The organism is Parendozoicomonas sp. 209JJ7-1, from assembly GCF_058147085.1.
This window is the reverse complement of the sequence record NZ_JBYVJU010000005.1, coordinates 91,787-109,739: the sequence shown is the minus strand read 5'-3', so window position 1 is coordinate 109,739 and position 17,953 is coordinate 91,787. Positions and strand designations below refer to the sequence as shown.

The following is a 17,953-nucleotide window of genomic DNA, read 5'->3' as shown; positions in this document are numbered from 1 at the left end:
GGTAACATGCCTGTCAGACTGGCTGGCAGAGTCACGCCCCCTGGCAGATCCTGGGGTAGATACAGCCCTGGCCTTGAAAGTGACGGCGTTTTTCCCTGATGACGAAGTGGTGACAGTTATGGCACGGTTAATGGCATAACCGCCAGGAAAGTCACTTTAAAGGACTATGTATTGGGTGTGGCCTTATCTTTGCTGGCCCCTGTTGGTGTGGTCACGGTGACCCCGCGAATAATAATGGGTTCTTCAGGCACATCATTGTGCAGGCCCTTGCGACCGGTTTTCACTTTGGCAATCTGGTCAACGACATCCATCCCACTGATGACTTTGCCGAAAACGGCGTAGCCAGGCTTGCCAGGAGTACTGTCCAGCCAGCTGTTGTCCGACAGGTTGATAAAGAACTGGCTGGTGGCGCTGTCAGGGTTATTAGTACGGGCCATTGCAATGGTGCCCCGCAGGTTGCGCAGACTATTGAAGGACTCGTTGCGAATTGGAGCCTGGGTGCTCTTTTGACCCATATCCTTATTAAAGCCGCCGCCCTGAATCATAAACCCGGGAATCACACGATGGAAAATAGTGCCGTTGTAAAAGTCACTGTTCACGTATTCCAGGAAGTTTCTGACCGTTACCGGCGCTTTTTCCTTATTCAGCTCGATAACGATTTTCCCCTTGCTGGTGTCCATGGTTACCTGGGGATTTACCACTTTGACAGTTGAAGCTTTTGCATCAGCCGTTCTCTGGGAAGGTGTGGCATTTTCCGCTGCAAGGGCAGAGATGGCGAACATACTGGCCACAAGGCCGAAAACAACGGTACGAAGGGTGCGCATAGTCTGTTCCATAAATAACCTGAGTTAGGTGATTAGTGTTTATCCAGCAGGCGGATGCCCTTGTCTTCAATGGTGATTTTCCGCTCTTTGTAGAGTCCGCCAATCGCCATTTTAAAAGCTCTTTTACTGGTTTTGAAATACTGGCTGATTTCCTTCGGGGTGCTCTTGTCGTGAAGGGGCAGGAAACCTTTGTTCTTCTTCAGGACTGCGACAATCTGCCCGCCCAGGTCGGTTGAGCGGTAGTTGCTGGGCTTTTCCAGGGACAGGTCGATTTTTTTGTCCGCCCTGACCCGTTTGATATAACCTGTAACCCTGTCTCCCATGCGTACCGGGCGTTCCAGTTCGCCATGGAAAAGTACTCCAAAATGCTTGTTGTTGATAATAGCGGTGTAACCAATATCGGTACGGTCGCAGATCAGCAGGGAGACTTCATCGCCATGGTGGTAGCGGGGGTTGCTGTCCAGGAACTTGTCGATCTTGGTTGAAGCGACGATGCGCCAGTTGCGCTCTTCCTGATAAATATAAACAACGCAGCACTGGCCCGGGCGCAGGGGGTTTTTCTGTTCGCTGAAGGGAACCAGAAGCTGTTTGGGCAGGCCCCAGTCCAGAAACGCGCCGACTTTGTTGACCTCTTCCACTTTCAGGCAGGCGAACTGATCCAGGGTGGCCAGTGGCTGCTCTGTGGTGGCAATAACATCGTCGTTGGAGTCGAGGTAAATAAATACCTTGAGTTTATCCCCGGGCTGGCAGTTTTCCGGGACATAACGCCGGGGCAGAAGAATATCGACATACTGTCCACCTTCCAGAAAAACGCCGAACTCCTTTTCCCGGATAACTTCCAGGGTGTTCCAATGGCCAATCTTTATGTGAAGAAGGGTGTCGGTCGTGTTCATGGTGGCTGTATCGGCAAGGGAAATGGCCGCGGATTATAGCGCCCGCAGGTCAGACCGGAAAGCCGTGGTCTTTCCCGTTTTGAATACTTGCTCAAGACGGCTCACAGGGCTGCTTCTTGGCCAGCAGAGAGTTGTTCTGTAGATGGCTGGTATCACTGTTGTCGGAAAAGGTAGTGGTTGTGCCCTGCTTGGTGCGATATAAAGAGACACAGAATGCGAGTCCGATAGCAATCCAGGACAACCACATAAAAGGCAGGTAACTCAGTGTACTGACGCCGAGAATGCTGCTCATAAATATTCCGTTGTCGCTCCAGGGCACCATGCCAGAGGTAAGGGTGCCGCCAAACTCGGTATTACGGGACAACAGACGCCTGTCCGCTCCCAGGGCATCACTGGTACTGCTCATCAGTTTAGTGGTCAGAATCAATGAAACATACATAGCGCTGCCCAGCATGTTGCCAAGGAAAGCAGTGAGAAGAGTACAGCCGGTTAATCGGGCTTCGTTATTTATGAATTCTTTCATTTTTCCCGCCAGCATATCGACAATGCCCACCTTTACCAGCAGGCTGCCAAAGCCCAGGCCGAAAGTAATCATGGCGACTGATTCCATAATATCCTGCATACCTCCCCGGCTTAGCAGGTTGTCGATAAACTCTATGTCCGTATGCAGAGCCGGTACCTTCCAGAAGCTTCTGATCGCTTCGGGTACAGGGGAACCCTGGAGAATCACTGCGAACACCAGGCCAAGCAGGCTGGCAAAGGCAATCACAGGAAAGGCTGGTTTGCGGAAGGCCAGCAGCAACAGTACGGCAAGAGGGGGGAGAAATGCCAGGGGCGTGACGGTGAACCGGGCGTCCAGCAGGGACATGATCTGGTGGATATGTTCCAGATTATGCTGTCCGCTGAAATATAACCCTGTCATCGTGAACATCAGAGCCGTTATAACATAGGCACTCAGGCTGATGGGCAGCATACCTTTGATATGGGCGCGGATTTCCACCCCGGACGTGGACGATGCCAGCAGTACGCTGTCGGACAGAGGCGACAACTTGTCACCAAAGTACACACCGGAAAGTACCGCCCCCGCCGTTAAGGCTGGTGGAATGCCCAGACCTTCCCCAATACCCATCATGGCAATACCGGCGGTGCCGGCGGCTCCCCAGGATGTGCCCGTGGCAAGGGACGTAATGGAGCAGATCAAAAGAGTGGTAGGAAGGAAAAACACCGGATGAATGGTAGCAAGGCCGTAATAGATAATCCCAGGTACTATGCCTCCGGTAATCCAGGCACCGGTCATGGCCCCCACAGCGAACAGAATCAGCAGGGCGGGCATGCCTTCAAAAATACCGAATGTGGCTGCTTCTTCCAGTTCCCGATACCTGTAACCCAGGCGCAGACCGAGGCCGATCACCAGAAACCAGCCAATAAACAGAGCGAGTAGAACCGGAAGGTGCAGGACAGTGGTAAAGGTACAGGCCAGAAACAGGAAAGATCCCAGCACGATCAAAGTGTGCGGTATGGTGGGAGGGGACGGGTTATGATTCATGGCATATTCCTGTCCAGTGAAAAAGACCTGGGCGCGGCGCTCCATGAGTCATAGTCTGGAGTGCAGATTCTTGAGAGCGATCTGTTAATAATCGGTATACCCGGGCAGCGTGATGCAACCCAGTATCGGGAATGAACAGTGTTCCTGCCAGTCGAAGGGCGGGAAATGTCAGCGGGACAGACGGTTTGGCCAGAGTTTATAACCGGAATCATCTCAGAAAACAGAGAGTCCGGTTTGTTCTACAAAGCTTTTCAGAGCATGCATCCAAGGCAGACTCGCCGGTTTCACCGTAGGTGCTGCAGATCATCAGGGTCTACTGCGATGGCAAATCCATCGTATTAAATCACCAGACCAATTGTTTGTTGTTTACATTTTCACCAAAAATCAGCTGTAGTAAATCCATAGCGAAGATAAAGTTGGTCCGTGAACTGGGATGCATGCTGTCGAAGAACATATGGTCTTCAGGGTTGGAGCACAGGTTCAGAACAGTAGAGAGCCCGGAAGGGAATGCCATGGCGGGGAAATAGCCAAAGGCCGGGAAGCCATCGTTCATTGTCAGGCAGGGGGTTGTGGTATCTGCGAAAGTATAGGTCTGTCCGGCAACAGTAATCCTGCCACTCTGCTTCGCGTCTTTCCCCCTGGTATAAGAGTCATATAACCAGATACGGGCTTGGGGATATTCCTTGCGCAGGCCCGCAATATTATCCGCCAGTTTGCGGTTTTCATGGCGAGCCAGCCATCCCAGAACATATTTGGTTATAAAACCAAAGTAGCGAAGGGGCCAGGCGTGCCCGGTCGAGGTGACCAGGGGACTGACTTCAAGGGAGGGAATATTAAACACAACAATATGTCGTGCGCCTTTGGCGAGAGTGGTAGCGGTAATTTCTGTAAGGTCTTTGGCGACCTGAAGATCCGGCAGGCTGCTGATACCCAGGTGTAAAACCACGTTCATCAGGTTATCTACACCACCGTTAATGAAAACCAGATCTTTATCTGTAAATGGTCCGGGGGCAAGGGAGACTTGCTCCATGACCGAGTAGGTTTTCTGCAGCAGGGGTATACCGGCAAACATGGGATTTGTGGAACCGCTGCGAATGGTCATGGCACCACCACGGGCATAGTTATGATATTCCATGGTAAAGCCCAGAGTATTGGCCAACCGGGCCAGGTATCCGGGCATAACATCCCCGTTGGTGTAATTTCCGTTGTGGTACCAGGGGGCTGGTGCTATTTCATCGGGCGAGAGCCTGTGCATATTGTTACCGTCGAACAGGCTGTCCCCAAACACCAGCAGGCGGTTAAAGTTCGGCTGCTCCGTTCTGGCAATTGTGCTCAGGCAGAGCAGCATTAGTAGACAGAAGAAACTGCAATAACGGATGATATTGGTGGGAAAGAGAATCATGGGTAGTACATCTGGAACGGAGGTTAATGTTGGCAAGTCTAGTTCATTCTGCCGGCGGGGTCGGGGCAGCGTGTTGCATTAACCATAACGAATATGTAGTATGCGCTCCGCATCGACGCAGGACACTGCGCCACGTCGGTCATTCGGCGAGTAGCGCAGCCTGGTAGCGCACAACATTCGGGTTGTTGGGGTCGGAGGTTCAAATCCTCTCTCGCCGACCAAATACAGAAACCGTAACCATCTTTTATCTGGTTCAGATTCAAGAGGTTGCGGTTTTTTGCGTGGCTGTTATACAGAGCATGTAGTGAGCCAGATAGTTAAGGGTGAAAACATCTGGCGTGCCAGAACAACGACTTCAGGGCCTCAAAAAAAGCAGCGCCATAAAGGCGCTGAAAAATCCCATGAGAGGAGTCACAAGCATGGGCAGGAAAGTAAAGCTCAGAATTTAAAACGGATGCCTGTGGTGGCAACGGTAATATCATCAAAACTGGAACCGGAACGATCCAAGGAATGGTGGGCATATCCGGCATACAGATCGATCATTTTATAGGGGGTGTAGACGTAGCCTGCCTGAACACTGCGTGCTTTATCACCTTTCTTAACGAAGTCATCGCCCAGAGAGTAGGTGAGAGAAACTGCGTGATTACCTTTCTTATAACCCACTTTAACGGATTTGAAGGTAGAGTCCGGGTTGGCTTTGTTGCTGTCACTGACCCGGGAAATTGCACCGGTCAGGTTAAAACCGCTGGTATGCAGCCAGGAGACAGAGCCGCCAATGGTTTTTTCGTCTCCGGTTACACCTCCCTTGTTCTCGTTGGAGAAACCGGCAGCGGCTACCAGCTTACCATTCAGAGAGAATTTGCTGCGAACCCCCAGTTCGGTGACATCATTATTGTCTTTCACGCCGCGGCTGACAGAAATAACTGCAGGCCCCAGGGAGGGGGAATCATAACGTAGACGTTTATAGCGGCTTTCAAAATCCTGATCGGTAATGGCTTTACTCAATGTTATTGTTGAATTGCCAAAAGTGCTGGCACCACCCAATAGTGACGGATTGGTAAAAGCAATGACTTTTGTACCGGAAAGGTCGCGTTCCACATTACCATTGGCTGCGCCATCGCCCTGACCCAGGGATAATTTACCGAAGGGGACTTTAACAAAGACATTGAGATGTCTTTCTTTGAATTCTCCTTTGATTGATTTTTCTGAAGGCTTAACTTTATTGGAGGGGTTGGACTGCCACTGGTACTCTATATGGGCACCAACCGTCAGTTTATCACTGAATTTATAGGAGGGTTTAATACCCAGCCTTGTTGCACTGTTGGTGTTGTCGACAAAATAGGTTTCATTTTTATCACCATTATCGACAATCATTAAAGCCTGATTGATATGGCCATAGAAATTAAGGTCTATATCTGGAATCTGAATTTCTGCGGCCTGGGAATAACCCGATGTAAGAAGAGCCAGCGAGCCAATAGCTGTTTTTATTTTCATAATGCGTATCTGCTGTTATTTACTGTTTTTATTAATGTTTGAGCATCGGTCGAAATCCTATCAGGAGAGGTTTGACGTAAGGAAAGACAGTATTTCTATTGCTGCTATATCGTTTTTTTATAGCGGAATGGACAGGAAGTTAGTGGTAGATCAGGCAGTTTTCTGTCCAGATTTTTTCTTTTTATGTGTATATAAAAAAAAGATAGCCAGAATATGAATATACTATTTCTTGCAGTGTCTCTGTGTTTGTTATGGTGAAAATGGATATTAAATGCTTCTACTTGAGCCATTACAAAAATAATTCAGAGGCAAGCTATGAAATACCGTTCCCGAATTACATCTTTTACGACAGCTGTCGCTCTGGCAGTGTCTTCAGTCGTTTCCCTGGCAGCAGAGTTTCCTACACGTCCTATTAATATGGTTGTGGGCTACAAGGTTGGTGGTGGTGTGGACTCCTATGCCCGCGCATTGTCCAAGGTCGCACCTGAGTACCTGAATGATCAGCCTTTGGTGGTGGTGAACAAGCCTGGCGCTGGTGGCCTGATCGGCGGTCGGTTTGTGGCCAGTCAGCCGCCCAATGGCTACGCCCTCTATCTGGCCTCGGCAGGTTCCATGGTACTGCGTAACCTGGCCAAACCTCAGGTAGTGTCCAGCAAGGACTTTAAGCAGGTAGCGACGATTGGTGAGCTGACTGCTGGTTTGTTCGTTCCGGCCAGTTCCGATATTAAAACCCTGGATCAGCTGATTGCGAAGCTGAAGGAAAACGGCAGCCTGCGCTGGGGCCATACCGGCCGTGGTAATACCTGGCATGTGGCCGGTGTTGGCCTGATACAGAAGAATGACCTGAAAGCCAAGGATATTCCCTTTAAAGGCGGTGCCGGCGTACGTTCTGCGCTGATCAGTGGTCAGGTGGACTTTGCGGTAATGGGTGCCCACCTTGGCCGTGGTTTTGAAAAAGATATTCGCCAGCTGGCGGTGCTGTCCGACGAACGTCACCCGGCGGTACCGGACATTCCCACCGCTGCAGAGCTGGGTGTGGAGTTCTCTAAGGTCTCCAGCCCCATTGTGGTTATGGCTCCGAATCGCCTGAGTGACGATACTGTGCAGAAGCTGTCCGCAGCCTTTACTGAAGCGGCCAAAGATAAGCGTTATCTGCAGGTGCTGAATAACTCTGGCCTGCCCGGCAGCAGCCTGGATGCCGGTGAAAGCGAGAAGTTGATCGCCAATATGCGTGACACCTGGAAGCCTTTGGTCAACACGAAGTAACATTCAAGATATAAAAAAACCGGCGAAAGCCGGTTTTTTTATATCTTGAGAAAGGCGAATTACATCCTCTCAATAACCAGTGCAATACCCTGACCGACACCGATACACATGCTGCACAGGGCATAACGGCCATCGGTCTGTTCCAGCTGATGCAGAGCCGTCAGTACCAGCCGTGCACCACTGGCTCCCAGAGGGTGACCAAGGGCAATAGCCCCACCGTTGGGATTTACCCGGGTATCGTCGTCCGCCAGTCCCAGTCCCCGCACACAGGCCAGACTCTGGGAGGCGAAGGCCTCATTCAGCTCAATCACATCCATTTGCTCCAGGGACAGTCCGGTACGCTTCAGTAGCTTCTGTACCGCCAGCACCGGACCATAACCCATAATACGGGGCTCCAGGCCGGCACAGGCCATACCAGCGATTCTGGCTCTGGGCTTCAAACCATACTGCTCAACAGCTGAGCCACTGGCCAGCAGCAGTGCTGCCGCGCCATCGTTAACGCCAGAAGCATTACCGGCGGTGACTGTACCACCCGACCGAAACGGGGTTTTCAGCTTGGCCAGTGCCTCAAGAGTTGTGTCCGGGCGCAGGTGTTCATCCTGGTCAACAACTACCGCCTCTCCCCGGCGTTGAGGAATGGTGACCGGAACTATCTCCTGTCGAAAACGACCGGCTTCCTGGGCCACTGACGCTTTCTGCTGGCTAACCAGAGCGAAACGATCCTGATCTTCCCGGCTGATGTTGAATTGCTCGGCAATGTTCTCGGCGGTTTCCGGCATGGAGTCCACACCGTAGGTCTGTTCCATTTTCGGATTGATAAAACGCCAGCCAATAGTGGTGTCGTAAAGGCCGTTAGGGGTACGGGAGAAGGCTGTTTCCGCCTTGCCCATCACAAAAGGAGCACGGGACATGGACTCACAGCCACCGGCAATCATTAACTCCGCCTCGCCGGATTTAATGGCCCGGGCCGCGGTTCCAATAGCATCCATACCGGAACCACACAGGCGGTTGACGGTGGAACCGGACACATCACAGGGCAGACCCGCCAGCAGGGCGGACATACGGGCGATATTACGGTTATCTTCGCCGGCTTGGTTGGCATTGCCGTAAACGACATCGTCCAGCTGTTTCCAGTTCAGTTCAGGGTGGCGTTCCATCAGGGCTTTAAGAGGAACGGCACCCAGATCATCGGTGCGTACGCTGGCCAGGCTGCCGCCGTAGCGGCCAAAGGCTGTGCGAACACCGTCGCAGATATAAGCTTCGGCCATGGTCAGATAATCTCCTGGTTGCGTAGCTTTGCGATAGCATCCTGATCCAGCCCCAGGCCTTCCAGCAGCTCATCGGTGTGCTCGCCTTTATTAGGGGGAGGCAGGCGCAGATCATCCAGACCGGCAGAGAATTTCACCGGGTAGCGTACCTGGAAGGTTTCATCTTTACCGTCATGGCTGGGTAGAGAACGCATCAGGCCGCGTGCCTGAATATGGGGGTCGTCAAAGAAGCGCATATCCCGTAATACCGGTGCCCATGGCAGGTCGGTGGGACTGAACAGCTCATCCCACTGGGCCAGGGTTTTGCTGGCAAACACCTCGGAGAGCAGGTCATTCACTTCCTGTTTATGCTGGTTGCGCAGTTTAGTGTTAGCAAAGCGTGGGTCAGCAAGGGCAGGGAACTCTTCAGACAGCAGTTCCACCATCTGTTTCCAGAACTTGTTCTCAAACAGGCCAATCGCCAGATGCTCACCATCTGCGGTAGTGAAGATATCGTTATCGGGCATTACAAAAGGCATACGATCAGGGTCGCCTTCGCAGACTTCATGGGCCACCCGCAGCAGCGGGGCAGACCAGGCACTGATGGCATCCAGAATCGCCACATCCAGGTACTGACCCACGCCGGACTGTTTGGCGCTGGCCAGGGCCACGCTCAGGGAGAGGGCGGCATACATGGCACCGGCATAGTCGCTGAGGCGCACCTTGGGGCGGGCTATCTTGTCATTCACCTGAGAAGGAACGCCGAAGTAGCCGGACAGAGCCAGAAAGTCGATATCGTGGCCGGCACGGTTAGCGTAGGGACCGGTCTGGCCGTAACCACTCAGGGAGCAGTATACCAGGCTGGGGTTGATCTCTTTCACCTGTTCGTAGGAAAAACCGAGGCGTTCCATGGCACCGGGGCGAAAGCTTTCTACCAGGCAGTCGGCACTGGCCAGCAGCTGGCGCAGGATATCTTTGCCCTCTTCGGTTTTCAGGTTCACCGTCAAAGACTTCTTGTTGCGGTTCAGGCGGGCAAACATATCTTTACCCAGCACTCGACCTGTGTCGCCTTCTTTCGGTTCTTCAATCTTGATCACTTCTGCGCCCAGATCAGCCAGCAGCTGGGTGGTCATCGGCCCAGGCAGAAGACGTGACATATCGATAATGCGGATATTGTGCAGGAACGACCAGTTATTGTTCATCATGTTATTCATCGATGGCCTCAGACTTCGGTCTGGTTGGCGGTTTTCCAGGCTTTATTAATGCCCTTGGCGATGGTGTTGCGCTGCACTTCGCTGGAGCCGGTCAGCACCCGGAACATACGCAGACGACGGAACACCCACTCCACCGGGTCACCTTGAGTCATACCGACAGAACCATGGATCTGTACAGACTTGTCGGCAATCTGGAAGGCGTTTTCACCGACGAAAACCTTGCACATGGAGGCTTCATTGCGAATATCTTCGCCACGGTCGGCCTTGGCGGCAGTGGCTTCAATCATACTGCGGCAGGCATAGAGACTGGTCTGCATATCCGCCAGCATATGCTGAATGGCCTGGAACCGGGCAATCGGGCCACCGAACTGCTCCCGGCGGTTGGCGTAATCCACTGCCCGTTCAAAGGCGAACTGTGCATGACCCAACATAGTGGGGCACTGCAGCAGACGGTTGATATTGATGCGGCCCATACCCAGCTTAAAGCCGTTGCCCAGACCACCCAGAATATTACGGGCCGGTACACGGACGTTATTCAGGTGAATATCATTATCGATATGCTGGCCGGACATGGGCAGGTATTCGCCAGCAATCTCATAACCATCCGACTTGGCATCTACCAGAAAAGCGGTAACACCATCGGTACCTTTCTCCGGATCGGTGACGGCCATGACAATGGCGTAGTCAGCGGTGCGGGAGGCGGTGATAAAACGCTTGTGTCCGGTAATTAAATAGTCATCGCCGTCTTTGACCGCACGGGTCTGAATGCGGGTGGCATCGGAACCGGCCTGAGGCTCGGTCAGGGCAAAACAGCCGGCACGCTCACCACGGCCGGTGGGCAGGAAGTATTCGTCCAGTTGCTCCTGGGTGGCCTGGCCAAGGATATATCCGATACGCATAGGGCCGCCGTTCTCACCCAGTACACAGCCGTAGAGGGCGGCATTGGAGTGGGTAGCGTCCTCTTTCAGGATACAGAGCTGGCTGATGGAAAGGCCCAGCCCGCCAAACTCCTTCGGTAGGTTGCAGCCGTAAATACCCAGCTCGTGGGAGCGTTTCCAGATTCGTTCCAGTTGTTCCCGGCTGAAGCAGGTCTCCGGGGTCAGTCCCTGCTCTTTCTCCAGGGGAATCAGCTCGTTATAGATAAAGTCGTGCATGGTCTGTCGCAGGGCGGCAAACTCAGCATCCGGAATTCCGGCATTGGCTTTGTTCAGTTTCATTTTCTCTGCTCCTGCCCTTAAACCTGACGTTCCTGGCCCGCCCAATAAGGGTCGCGGACGGCCTTGCGCTGAATCTTGCCGCTGTTGTTCTTGGGCAGTTCGTTGACAAAATCGATGGAATGGGGTTTCTTGAACTTGCCCAGTTCCTGGCCACACTGTTTCACCAGTTCCTCTTCGCTGGCAGAGTGGTTCGGCTTCAGCACCACAACCGCTTTAATGGCTTCACCCATATCAGTATCGGGTACGCCGACCACACAGGCTTCAAATACTGCAGGGTGGTGGTAGAGGGCGTTTTCCACTTCGGTGGGATAAACATTAAAGCCACCGGAGACGATCATCTCTTTCTTGCGGTCGACGATAAACAGGTAACCTTCGTCGTCGGCATAGGCGATATCGCCGGTGTGGTAGAACCCGTTTTTCAGGGCTGCGGCGGTCAGGTCCGGGGCATTCCAGTAGCCCTGCATCACGTCCTGGCCGCGAACCACCAGCTCGCCTTGCTCACCCACAGGCATTTCATTGCCATGGTCGTCCACCACCTTGACTTCGGTATCAAACATCGGGCGGCCACAGGACTTCAGCAGCTCGGGTTTGTCGTTCAGGGCTCGGGCGTGGTCGGCTTCGGTCAGCAGGGTCACGGAAGAACACATCTCACCGCCACCATAGGCCTGGTTCAGAATCGGGCCAAAGAACTCAATGGCTTCCCGCAGGCGGGTGGGGGAGATAGGCGCAGCCCCGTAGCGAATCATGTTCAGGGTGCTGATATCGTACTTGTTCCGATTGGGGGAGGTGACGATACGGTTGATCATGGTCGGCACCAGATAGGCCTGGGTGGCTTTTTCTTTCTCCACGGTTTCCAGGAAGTTATCTGCATCAAACCGGGGCAGAATCACGCTGGTGTCACCCATCACCATCAGTGGCAGCAGGGACATGCCGGACACATGGGTAATTGGGCCGACATGAATACAGACCTGATGATCATCGGGGCTGAGTTTGTTACGGAAAATCAGTTTTCGCAACAGAGTCTGGCGGTTACCGACTGAATGCACCGCGGCTTTCAGTACGCCGGAAGAGCCGGAGGTGTAGTGGTGCACCGCCAGATCATTGAGCTCCATTTCTACGGGTTTGAACTGGCCGTCGACAGTGTCCAGCATCCGCTCGTAGCAACCCTCGTCACCCATCACCAGAAGCTTTTTGATCTGGTCGCACTCGGCCATGGCCTGGCGGGCAGCATCTTCGTGTTCCGGGTCAACAATCAGGGCCTGGACATTGGAATCTTTGCAGGTATGGATCGCTTCTTGAGTTGAGAGCCGAGCGTTCAGGGGGACACGGACAAAGCCGCCTTTAAGCAGGGCGACTTCCACTTCCGCCACTTCATTACGGTTCCATGCGAAAACTGCGACTCGTTGTCCTTTCTTTACTCCCAGTTCTGTCAGTACCTGGGCCAGACGGTTAGTGCGGTCATCCAGCTGGGTAAAAGTCAGGGTGGAGCGGGGATCTTTCAGAGCGATGCGCTGGCCCCAGAAACGGGCGCTGCGACTGACAAGGTTGCCCAGGTTCATGATAAAGCTGTCTCCCTAAGAGTTGTTATTGTTGTGCAGTCATTGGTGACAGGCTAAGTGAAGAGGGGTGTATATGAAAAATAGAAAATAAATCTTTTAGGTATATTAAAAATATATAGCCTGACGGGTGGTTTCAGGTTGCTGTTTCGGTGGGGGGGTATAACGAATGCCGATAGCTGTCAGCAGAAAAAACTATTTTTTTGATAACCGGCGCTTTGTTAATTTCGCTGTTATTCCTGCTGATACCAGCAATCCGGCATACAAAAGCAATAAAGAGACAGGTTATGGCCGAAGTTCAGCTCCAGACAGACGGCGAAGTCGCACTGATCCGTATCAGCAATCCTCCGGTAAACGCCATTTCCCGCAGTGTGCGGGCCGGGCTGCTGGATGCCGTTCACCGTATTCAGCAGGACGACCAGATAAAGGTCGCTGTTTTGTACTGCGATGGTCGTACATTTATGGCCGGTGCCGATATTCGTGAATTTGGCCAGCCAGCCCAGCCCCCCTCACTGCCTGACGTCACCTCCGCACTGGCTGAAAGCGGTAAGCCGGTGATTGCCGCTATTCATGGCCAGGCTTTGGGTGGTGGTCTGGAAATTGCCTTGGCCTGCAGTGCCAGGGTGGCCACGACCAAAGCCCATTTAGGGCTGCCGGAAGTGAAGCTGGGTCTGATTCCCGGGGCCGGTGGCACCCAGCGCCTGCCTGCCCTGGTGGGGCTGGAGAAAGGCCTGTCGATGATCACTAGCGGTAAGCCTGTCAAAGCCCCTGAAGCCATGGTTTCAGGGTTGGTGGATCGTATTGCTGGCACCGGTGAAGATCTGGAGGCTCTTCTTGCTGAAGCCCGCAGTTATGCCGATGAGCTGGTCAGTGGTGGGCAGGCCATCCCGAAACGCACTTGTATCAGTCGCCTGACGGAACAGGCCAGTGAAGAGGTTTTGAATACCTGGCGCAGCAAGTTGAAAAAACGTTTCCCCGGTCAGCCGGCACCGGTGTCAGCCCTTGAAGCGGTCTTTACCGGCGCACGACAGGGGCAGGATTCCGGTCTTAAAGCCGAGCGCAGTGCCTTTCTTGAGCTGCGGGAATCCCCCCAGGCCAAAGCTTTGCAGCATCTGTTCTTTGCTGAGAAAACCGCTTCAAAGCCTGTGCAGAAGCCTGAAGGCAAGGTGATTGATATCCGTCGTGTAGCTGTTGTCGGTGCTGGCACTATGGGCAGTGGTATTGCGCTGGCTTTTGCTGGTGCTGGAGTAAACGTTCGACTGCTGGAAAATTCAAAAGATGCCCTGCAGCAAGGTATGTTCAACATTCAGGGTAACCTTGATAAAGCCGTGCAGCGCGGCGTGTTTGCTCAGCAGAAAGCTGACCAGATACTGGCCCTGATCAAGCCGGTGCAGGACCGTACCGATCTGGCTGCTGTGGATATGGTGATTGAAGCCGTGTTTGAGGATATGGCCGTCAAGCAACAGCTGTTCCGGGACTGTCAGCAGTTCTGCCGTGAGGATGTGATCTGGGCGACCAACACCTCTTATCTCGATATTAACCAAATGGCTGAAGCTGTTGAGAGTCCGGAGAATATGCTGGGCGTTCACTTCTTCAGTCCCGCCAATGTGATGCCCCTGGTGGAAGTGGTGCGGGCTGCTAAAACCAGCCCGGAAACCCTGGCAGCTGTTCAGAAGTTGCTTAAATCTATGGGCAAAACCAGTGTCGTCAGTGGTGTTTGCCATGGTTTTATCGGTAATCGCATGTACCAGTGCTACCAGCGGGAAGCCGGCCTTCTTTTACTGGAGGGCGCCACTCCCAGACAGGTTGACCGTGCCCTGACTGCGTTTGGCATGGCGATGGGTCCCTTTGCGGTGGCGGATATGTCCGGTCTGGATATCGGTTATATGATGCGCCGTTCATTGCCGGAAGGAGCCTATGAAAAGCGGGCTTTCCTGGTTCATGACCGGCTGGTTGAATCCGAGCACAAAGGGCGCAAAACCGGACGTGGCTTCTACAACTATGGTGTCGAGGGTGCCCTGCAGGATGATGCGGACACCCTGGCATTAATCACACAGGTGGCAAAAGAGCAGGGCGTAACCCAAAGAAAAGTTTCTGACCAGGAAGTGGTGGATCGTTGCATGTTGGCACTGGTGAATGAAGCCGGTCATATTCTCGATGAGGGCATTGCTGCCCGGGCGTGGGATATCGACGTGGTATTCACCAACGGCTACGGTTTTCCGCGGGTTCAGGGTGGCCCTCTGTTTTATGCCCAAAGCCGGGGCTTATCCGGCTGTCTCAACAAAATTGAGAGCTATGCCAAACAGCATGGTTCACGGTGGTGGCAGGCATCCGTGTCTTTAAAAGCCGCTGCCGAAATCGGGCAGTGGTAACATGCCTGAATGTGTTGAACCTGATAGACCAATAAATATTTACTCAGGTAATTTGATGAGAAAAGCCAAGAATATCCTGTTTATTATGTCCGACGAGCATGCCGCCAAGGCGTCAGGCTGCTATGGACACCCCATGATTAAAACGCCGAACATTGACCGACTGGCCGCTGAAGGCTGCAAGTTCAATGCGGCCTACACCAACTCACCTATCTGCCTGCCGGCAAGAGCGGCGTTTGCTACCGGCCGCAATGTTCATGAAACCAGTTATTGGGACAACGCCCATCCCTATGAAGGTGCCTTTGAAAGCTGGGGGCATGTACTTAAGCGCAAGGGTATGAAGAGTGTCTCTATCGGCAAGCTGCACTATCGCAGTGATGAAGACGACACCGGTTTTGATGAGCAGATTCTGCCCATGCACGTTGTAGGTGGCCGTGGTGATCTGCTGGGTTCTGTGCGGGATGATCTGCCCCGCCGTCTCAAGTGTAAGGCGCTGTCAGACCAGATTGGTCCGGGTGAAAGCTCCTACACCCGTTATGATCGTAATATCACCGAGCTGAGCTGCAACTGGCTGAAGGAGAATGGCAACGGTGAACAGGGCTGGCTGCTGTTTGTCGGTCTGGTGGCTCCTCACTTCCCGCTGATTGCACCGGAAGAGTTTTATAATATGTACGCGGATCTGGATAAGATCCCCATGCCCAAGGCCTATGCCATTGAAGATCGTCCCAGCCACCCCTGGCTGGACCAGTGGCGCAAATGCTGGATCTCCGATGAGTTCTTTAACGCCGAGAAGGTGAAGATTGCCACCGCCAGTTACTATGGCCTGTGCTCCTTCCTGGATGACAATATCGGTAAGATTCTTGCGGCTCTGGATGAGAGCGGTATAGCTGGCGATACCCAGGTGATTTATACCTCTGACCATGGTGACAACCTGGGTACCCGCGGCCTTTGGGGTAAATCTACTTTCTATGAAGAAGCTGCTGGTATTCCCATGATTATCAAGGGGCCGGGTATTGATGCAGGCAAGGAGTGCAACACCCCTGTAACCCTGTTGGACGGCGCCGCCACCATTACCAGTGTGCTGGCTGATGAAATCCCGGAGAAATGGTCCGGTGAGTCCCTGAACGAAATTGCTGCCAACCCGGATGATGATCGCGTGATTTTCTCAGAATACCATGCCGCCGGTGCCATCAGCGGTGCCTTTATGCTGCGCAAAGGCTATTTCAAATATGTTTATTATGTCGGCTTCCCGCCCCAGCTGTTTGACCTGAAGAAGGACCCGGAAGAACTGCAGGATATTGCCGGCGATCCGAAAATGGCCGATATGCTCACCATGTTTGAGGCTGAACTGCGGAAGATCTGTGATCCGGAAGAGGTAGATGCCAGAGCCAGGTCAGAACAGGCCAGGCTGGTGGAAGAGAATGGCGGTCGTGAAGCTGTAGTGGCTCGTGGAGGATTTGGTGCCACTCCTGCTCCCGGTGAGAGCGCTGTGTTCAAATCCGAGTAAGGAAAAATCTATTCAGTTAAGTGCATGTGTGATCTGGATGGATTTGAAACCTTGTTCATTCAACTCTTGTTCATTCAGCTCTTGTTCATTCAACTAAGGCAGTCGTTGACTGCCTTAGTTATTAGAGGGAGACAATGCAGACAATAAGAAAAAAGGGCACCCCGAGAAAGTAGCCATGTCAGTTGGTGAAGCCGACCTTGGCTGCGGATAGCAGTCATGCTTCTTCAGTTTCAGTTTCCGCAGTAATTATTTCCTCCCCTAGAATAATGCCTTCTTCATGGAGAGTGTGGACTTCCCGTATCAGTAATTCCTTAACGATGGAGGATGCGGTATTGAGAGGAGTATTTTTCAGCCACAGCAGAAAGATTGTGCGGCGAATATCAGGCTGAACAATCGGCCGGGTAATAATCTCACCGGCCTTATACATGGAGTGAATTGAGGGCCAAGGCATCACGGAGTCGGCGACACCATAGCGAATATAGCTGCGAATCAGCGCCGATGATTCATTTTCCAGAGTAATATTCAGTGGTTGTTTCTTTTTCTCCGACGCTTCTTCCAAAGAGGAGCGCATAGCGTGTTGTTCCTGGCTCAAAGCCAGGGGTTTGCGGGCCAGATCACGAAACCGAATGGGTTTCATATGTTGTTTTTCGGTACTCGGGTTTTTCTGGGTGATATAGAACAGCGGCTCTTGATAGAGCTGGCAGCTGTGCAGATGGCTGGGAGCAGAAGTTTTGGCGCTGGCCACCAGGCCAAGGTCTACCCGGCTGCTTTCAACCAGAGTAAAGCCATCCAGGCTGCGGGCCTCCAGAACCCGCAGACGAATCTGGGGATATTGTTTGCCAAGCAGGGTTATCAATCTTGGGGCCAGATGCACTGACAGCATCGGGGGCAGGGCGAGGGCCACTTCCCCTTTTGGAGTATTGGATTCCAGTCGTACGTCATCCTTCGCCTGCTGAAACTGTGCGGTGATTTTGCGGGCATGCATCAGCAGCACTTCGCCGGCGCTGGTGGGAGTAATACCCCGGGGAGTTCGAATCAGAAGATGGGTACCCAGCTCATCTTCCAGATTGGCAATGTGTTGGCTCAGGGCTGGCTGGGCAATCCGAAGCACCTTGGCAGCCTTTAAGAAACTTCCCTGTTCAACAATGGCAATAAAATAGGTGAGCTGGCGCAGATTCACGGATTGAATACCTTTTCTGGTTCTTGTTTGTCGGCATCTTAGCACCCGGATTTACAAGAATCCTTAGGTGTTCTCACGCAGGCGTTTTTTAGAATGTCTGCATTTTCACGAGAGTTCCAGAGCTATTTTCGGTGACCGTGGGAGGTGCTACGGTATCGGGTGTGTTCCCATAGTTTTTGGCCGTTTCGTTTTTACTCATACTTTTTTCTTATAGTTGGGATAGTCATATAGTATTTCT

The 17,953-nt window shown here is 52.8% G+C and carries 13 protein-coding genes and 1 tRNA gene; 4 read left to right on the top strand and 10 right to left on the bottom strand.

Translation table 11 applies throughout. The features are described from left to right. Positions 1-164: 164 nt before the first annotated feature. From ACY2RQ_RS06695 to ACY2RQ_RS06680, 4 genes are all read right to left on the bottom strand, one after another. Positions 165-836 (bottom strand): peptidylprolyl isomerase, encoded by a 672-nt coding sequence (locus tag ACY2RQ_RS06695; protein WP_490112188.1) that lies wholly within the window; start codon positions 834-836, stop codon positions 165-167. A gap of 20 nt (positions 837-856) precedes the next feature. Further along, a complete protein-coding gene (locus ACY2RQ_RS06690; protein WP_490112187.1) occupies positions 857-1,717 on the bottom strand; it encodes a CvfB family protein in 861 nt (286 codons plus the stop codon). 91 nt (positions 1,718-1,808) lie between these two features. After that, positions 1,809-3,263: a Na+/H+ antiporter NhaC gene (gene nhaC, locus ACY2RQ_RS06685; RefSeq protein WP_490112186.1), complete on the bottom strand. Its 1,455-nt coding sequence runs from the start codon at positions 3,261-3,263 to the stop codon at positions 1,809-1,811. 343 nt (positions 3,264-3,606) lie between these two features. After that, complete coding sequence (locus ACY2RQ_RS06680; protein ID WP_490112185.1) at positions 3,607-4,665, bottom strand: SGNH/GDSL hydrolase family protein; 1,059 nt, start codon at positions 4,663-4,665, stop codon at positions 3,607-3,609. Positions 4,666-4,809: 144 nt separating this feature from the next. Here ACY2RQ_RS06680 and ACY2RQ_RS06675 point away from each other — a divergent pair. Beyond that, positions 4,810-4,886: transfer RNA gene (locus ACY2RQ_RS06675), tRNA-Pro, on the top strand. A gap of 217 nt (positions 4,887-5,103) precedes the next feature. Here the strand turns inward: ACY2RQ_RS06675 and ACY2RQ_RS06670 are convergent. After that, positions 5,104-6,159, bottom strand: a complete 1,056-nt coding sequence (locus ACY2RQ_RS06670) for a porin (RefSeq protein ID WP_490112184.1) — start codon at positions 6,157-6,159, stop codon at positions 5,104-5,106. Positions 6,160-6,474: 315 nt separating this feature from the next. Between ACY2RQ_RS06670 and ACY2RQ_RS06665 the strand changes: the two genes are divergently transcribed. Continuing rightward, a complete protein-coding gene (locus ACY2RQ_RS06665; protein ID WP_490112183.1) occupies positions 6,475-7,425 on the top strand; it encodes a Bug family tripartite tricarboxylate transporter substrate binding protein in 951 nt (316 codons plus the stop codon). A 59-nt stretch (positions 7,426-7,484) separates the two neighbouring features. Here the strand turns inward: ACY2RQ_RS06665 and pcaF are convergent, their stop codons facing one another. From pcaF to ACY2RQ_RS06645, 4 genes are read right to left on the bottom strand one after another with little or no spacing between them, the layout of a single operon-like run. Next, positions 7,485-8,693 carry a 3-oxoadipyl-CoA thiolase gene (pcaF, locus tag ACY2RQ_RS06660; protein ID WP_490112182.1) on the bottom strand — a complete coding sequence of 403 codons (1,209 nt, stop codon included), beginning with the start codon at positions 8,691-8,693 and terminating at the stop codon, positions 7,485-7,487. A gap of 2 nt (positions 8,694-8,695) precedes the next feature. Further along, positions 8,696-9,886 (bottom strand): CaiB/BaiF CoA transferase family protein, encoded by a 1,191-nt coding sequence (locus ACY2RQ_RS06655; RefSeq protein WP_490112181.1) that lies wholly within the window; start codon positions 9,884-9,886, stop codon positions 8,696-8,698. 8 nt (positions 9,887-9,894) lie between these two features. After that, complete coding sequence (locus ACY2RQ_RS06650) at positions 9,895-11,103, bottom strand: acyl-CoA dehydrogenase family protein (RefSeq protein WP_490112180.1); 1,209 nt, start codon at positions 11,101-11,103, stop codon at positions 9,895-9,897. A gap of 17 nt (positions 11,104-11,120) precedes the next feature. Next, a complete protein-coding gene (locus ACY2RQ_RS06645; protein WP_490112179.1) occupies positions 11,121-12,662 on the bottom strand; it encodes a class I adenylate-forming enzyme family protein in 1,542 nt (513 codons plus the stop codon). Positions 12,663-12,946: 284 nt separating this feature from the next. Here ACY2RQ_RS06645 and ACY2RQ_RS06640 point away from each other — a divergent pair, with 284 nt between their 5' ends. Beyond that, complete coding sequence (locus ACY2RQ_RS06640) at positions 12,947-15,031, top strand: 3-hydroxyacyl-CoA dehydrogenase NAD-binding domain-containing protein (protein ID WP_490112178.1); 2,085 nt, start codon at positions 12,947-12,949, stop codon at positions 15,029-15,031. A gap of 55 nt (positions 15,032-15,086) precedes the next feature. Further along, positions 15,087-16,535, top strand: a complete 1,449-nt coding sequence (locus ACY2RQ_RS06635; RefSeq protein ID WP_490112177.1) for a sulfatase family protein — start codon at positions 15,087-15,089, stop codon at positions 16,533-16,535. Positions 16,536-16,749: 214 nt separating this feature from the next. Here the strand turns inward: ACY2RQ_RS06635 and ACY2RQ_RS06630 are convergent, their stop codons facing one another. Continuing rightward, positions 16,750-17,715 (bottom strand): LysR family transcriptional regulator, encoded by a 966-nt coding sequence (locus ACY2RQ_RS06630; RefSeq protein WP_490112176.1) that lies wholly within the window; start codon positions 17,713-17,715, stop codon positions 16,750-16,752. Positions 17,716-17,953 lie beyond the last annotated feature (238 nt).

What these genes read in the sequence shown, in the direction of transcription:
- ACY2RQ_RS06695 (WP_490112188.1), bottom strand. Translation starts at nt 836, where the DNA reads ATGGAACAGACTATGCGCACCCTTCGTACCGTTGTTTTCGGCCTTGTG.
- ACY2RQ_RS06690 (WP_490112187.1), bottom strand. Translation starts at nt 1,717, where the DNA reads ATGAACACGACCGACACCCTTCTTCACATAAAGATTGGCCATTGGAAC.
- nhaC (WP_490112186.1), bottom strand. Translation starts at nt 3,263, where the DNA reads ATGAATCATAACCCGTCCCCTCCCACCATACCGCACACTTTGATCGTG.
- ACY2RQ_RS06680 (WP_490112185.1), bottom strand. Translation starts at nt 4,665, where the DNA reads ATGATTCTCTTTCCCACCAATATCATCCGTTATTGCAGTTTCTTCTGT.
- ACY2RQ_RS06670 (WP_490112184.1), bottom strand. Translation starts at nt 6,159, where the DNA reads ATGAAAATAAAAACAGCTATTGGCTCGCTGGCTCTTCTTACATCGGGT.
- ACY2RQ_RS06665 (WP_490112183.1), top strand. Translation starts at nt 6,475, where the DNA reads ATGAAATACCGTTCCCGAATTACATCTTTTACGACAGCTGTCGCTCTG.
- pcaF (WP_490112182.1), bottom strand. Translation starts at nt 8,693, where the DNA reads ATGGCCGAAGCTTATATCTGCGACGGTGTTCGCACAGCCTTTGGCCGC.
- ACY2RQ_RS06655 (WP_490112181.1), bottom strand. Translation starts at nt 9,886, where the DNA reads ATGAATAACATGATGAACAATAACTGGTCGTTCCTGCACAATATCCGC.
- ACY2RQ_RS06650 (WP_490112180.1), bottom strand. Translation starts at nt 11,103, where the DNA reads ATGAAACTGAACAAAGCCAATGCCGGAATTCCGGATGCTGAGTTTGCC.
- ACY2RQ_RS06645 (WP_490112179.1), bottom strand. Translation starts at nt 12,662, where the DNA reads ATGAACCTGGGCAACCTTGTCAGTCGCAGCGCCCGTTTCTGGGGCCAG.
- ACY2RQ_RS06640 (WP_490112178.1), top strand. Translation starts at nt 12,947, where the DNA reads ATGGCCGAAGTTCAGCTCCAGACAGACGGCGAAGTCGCACTGATCCGT.
- ACY2RQ_RS06635 (WP_490112177.1), top strand. Translation starts at nt 15,087, where the DNA reads ATGAGAAAAGCCAAGAATATCCTGTTTATTATGTCCGACGAGCATGCC.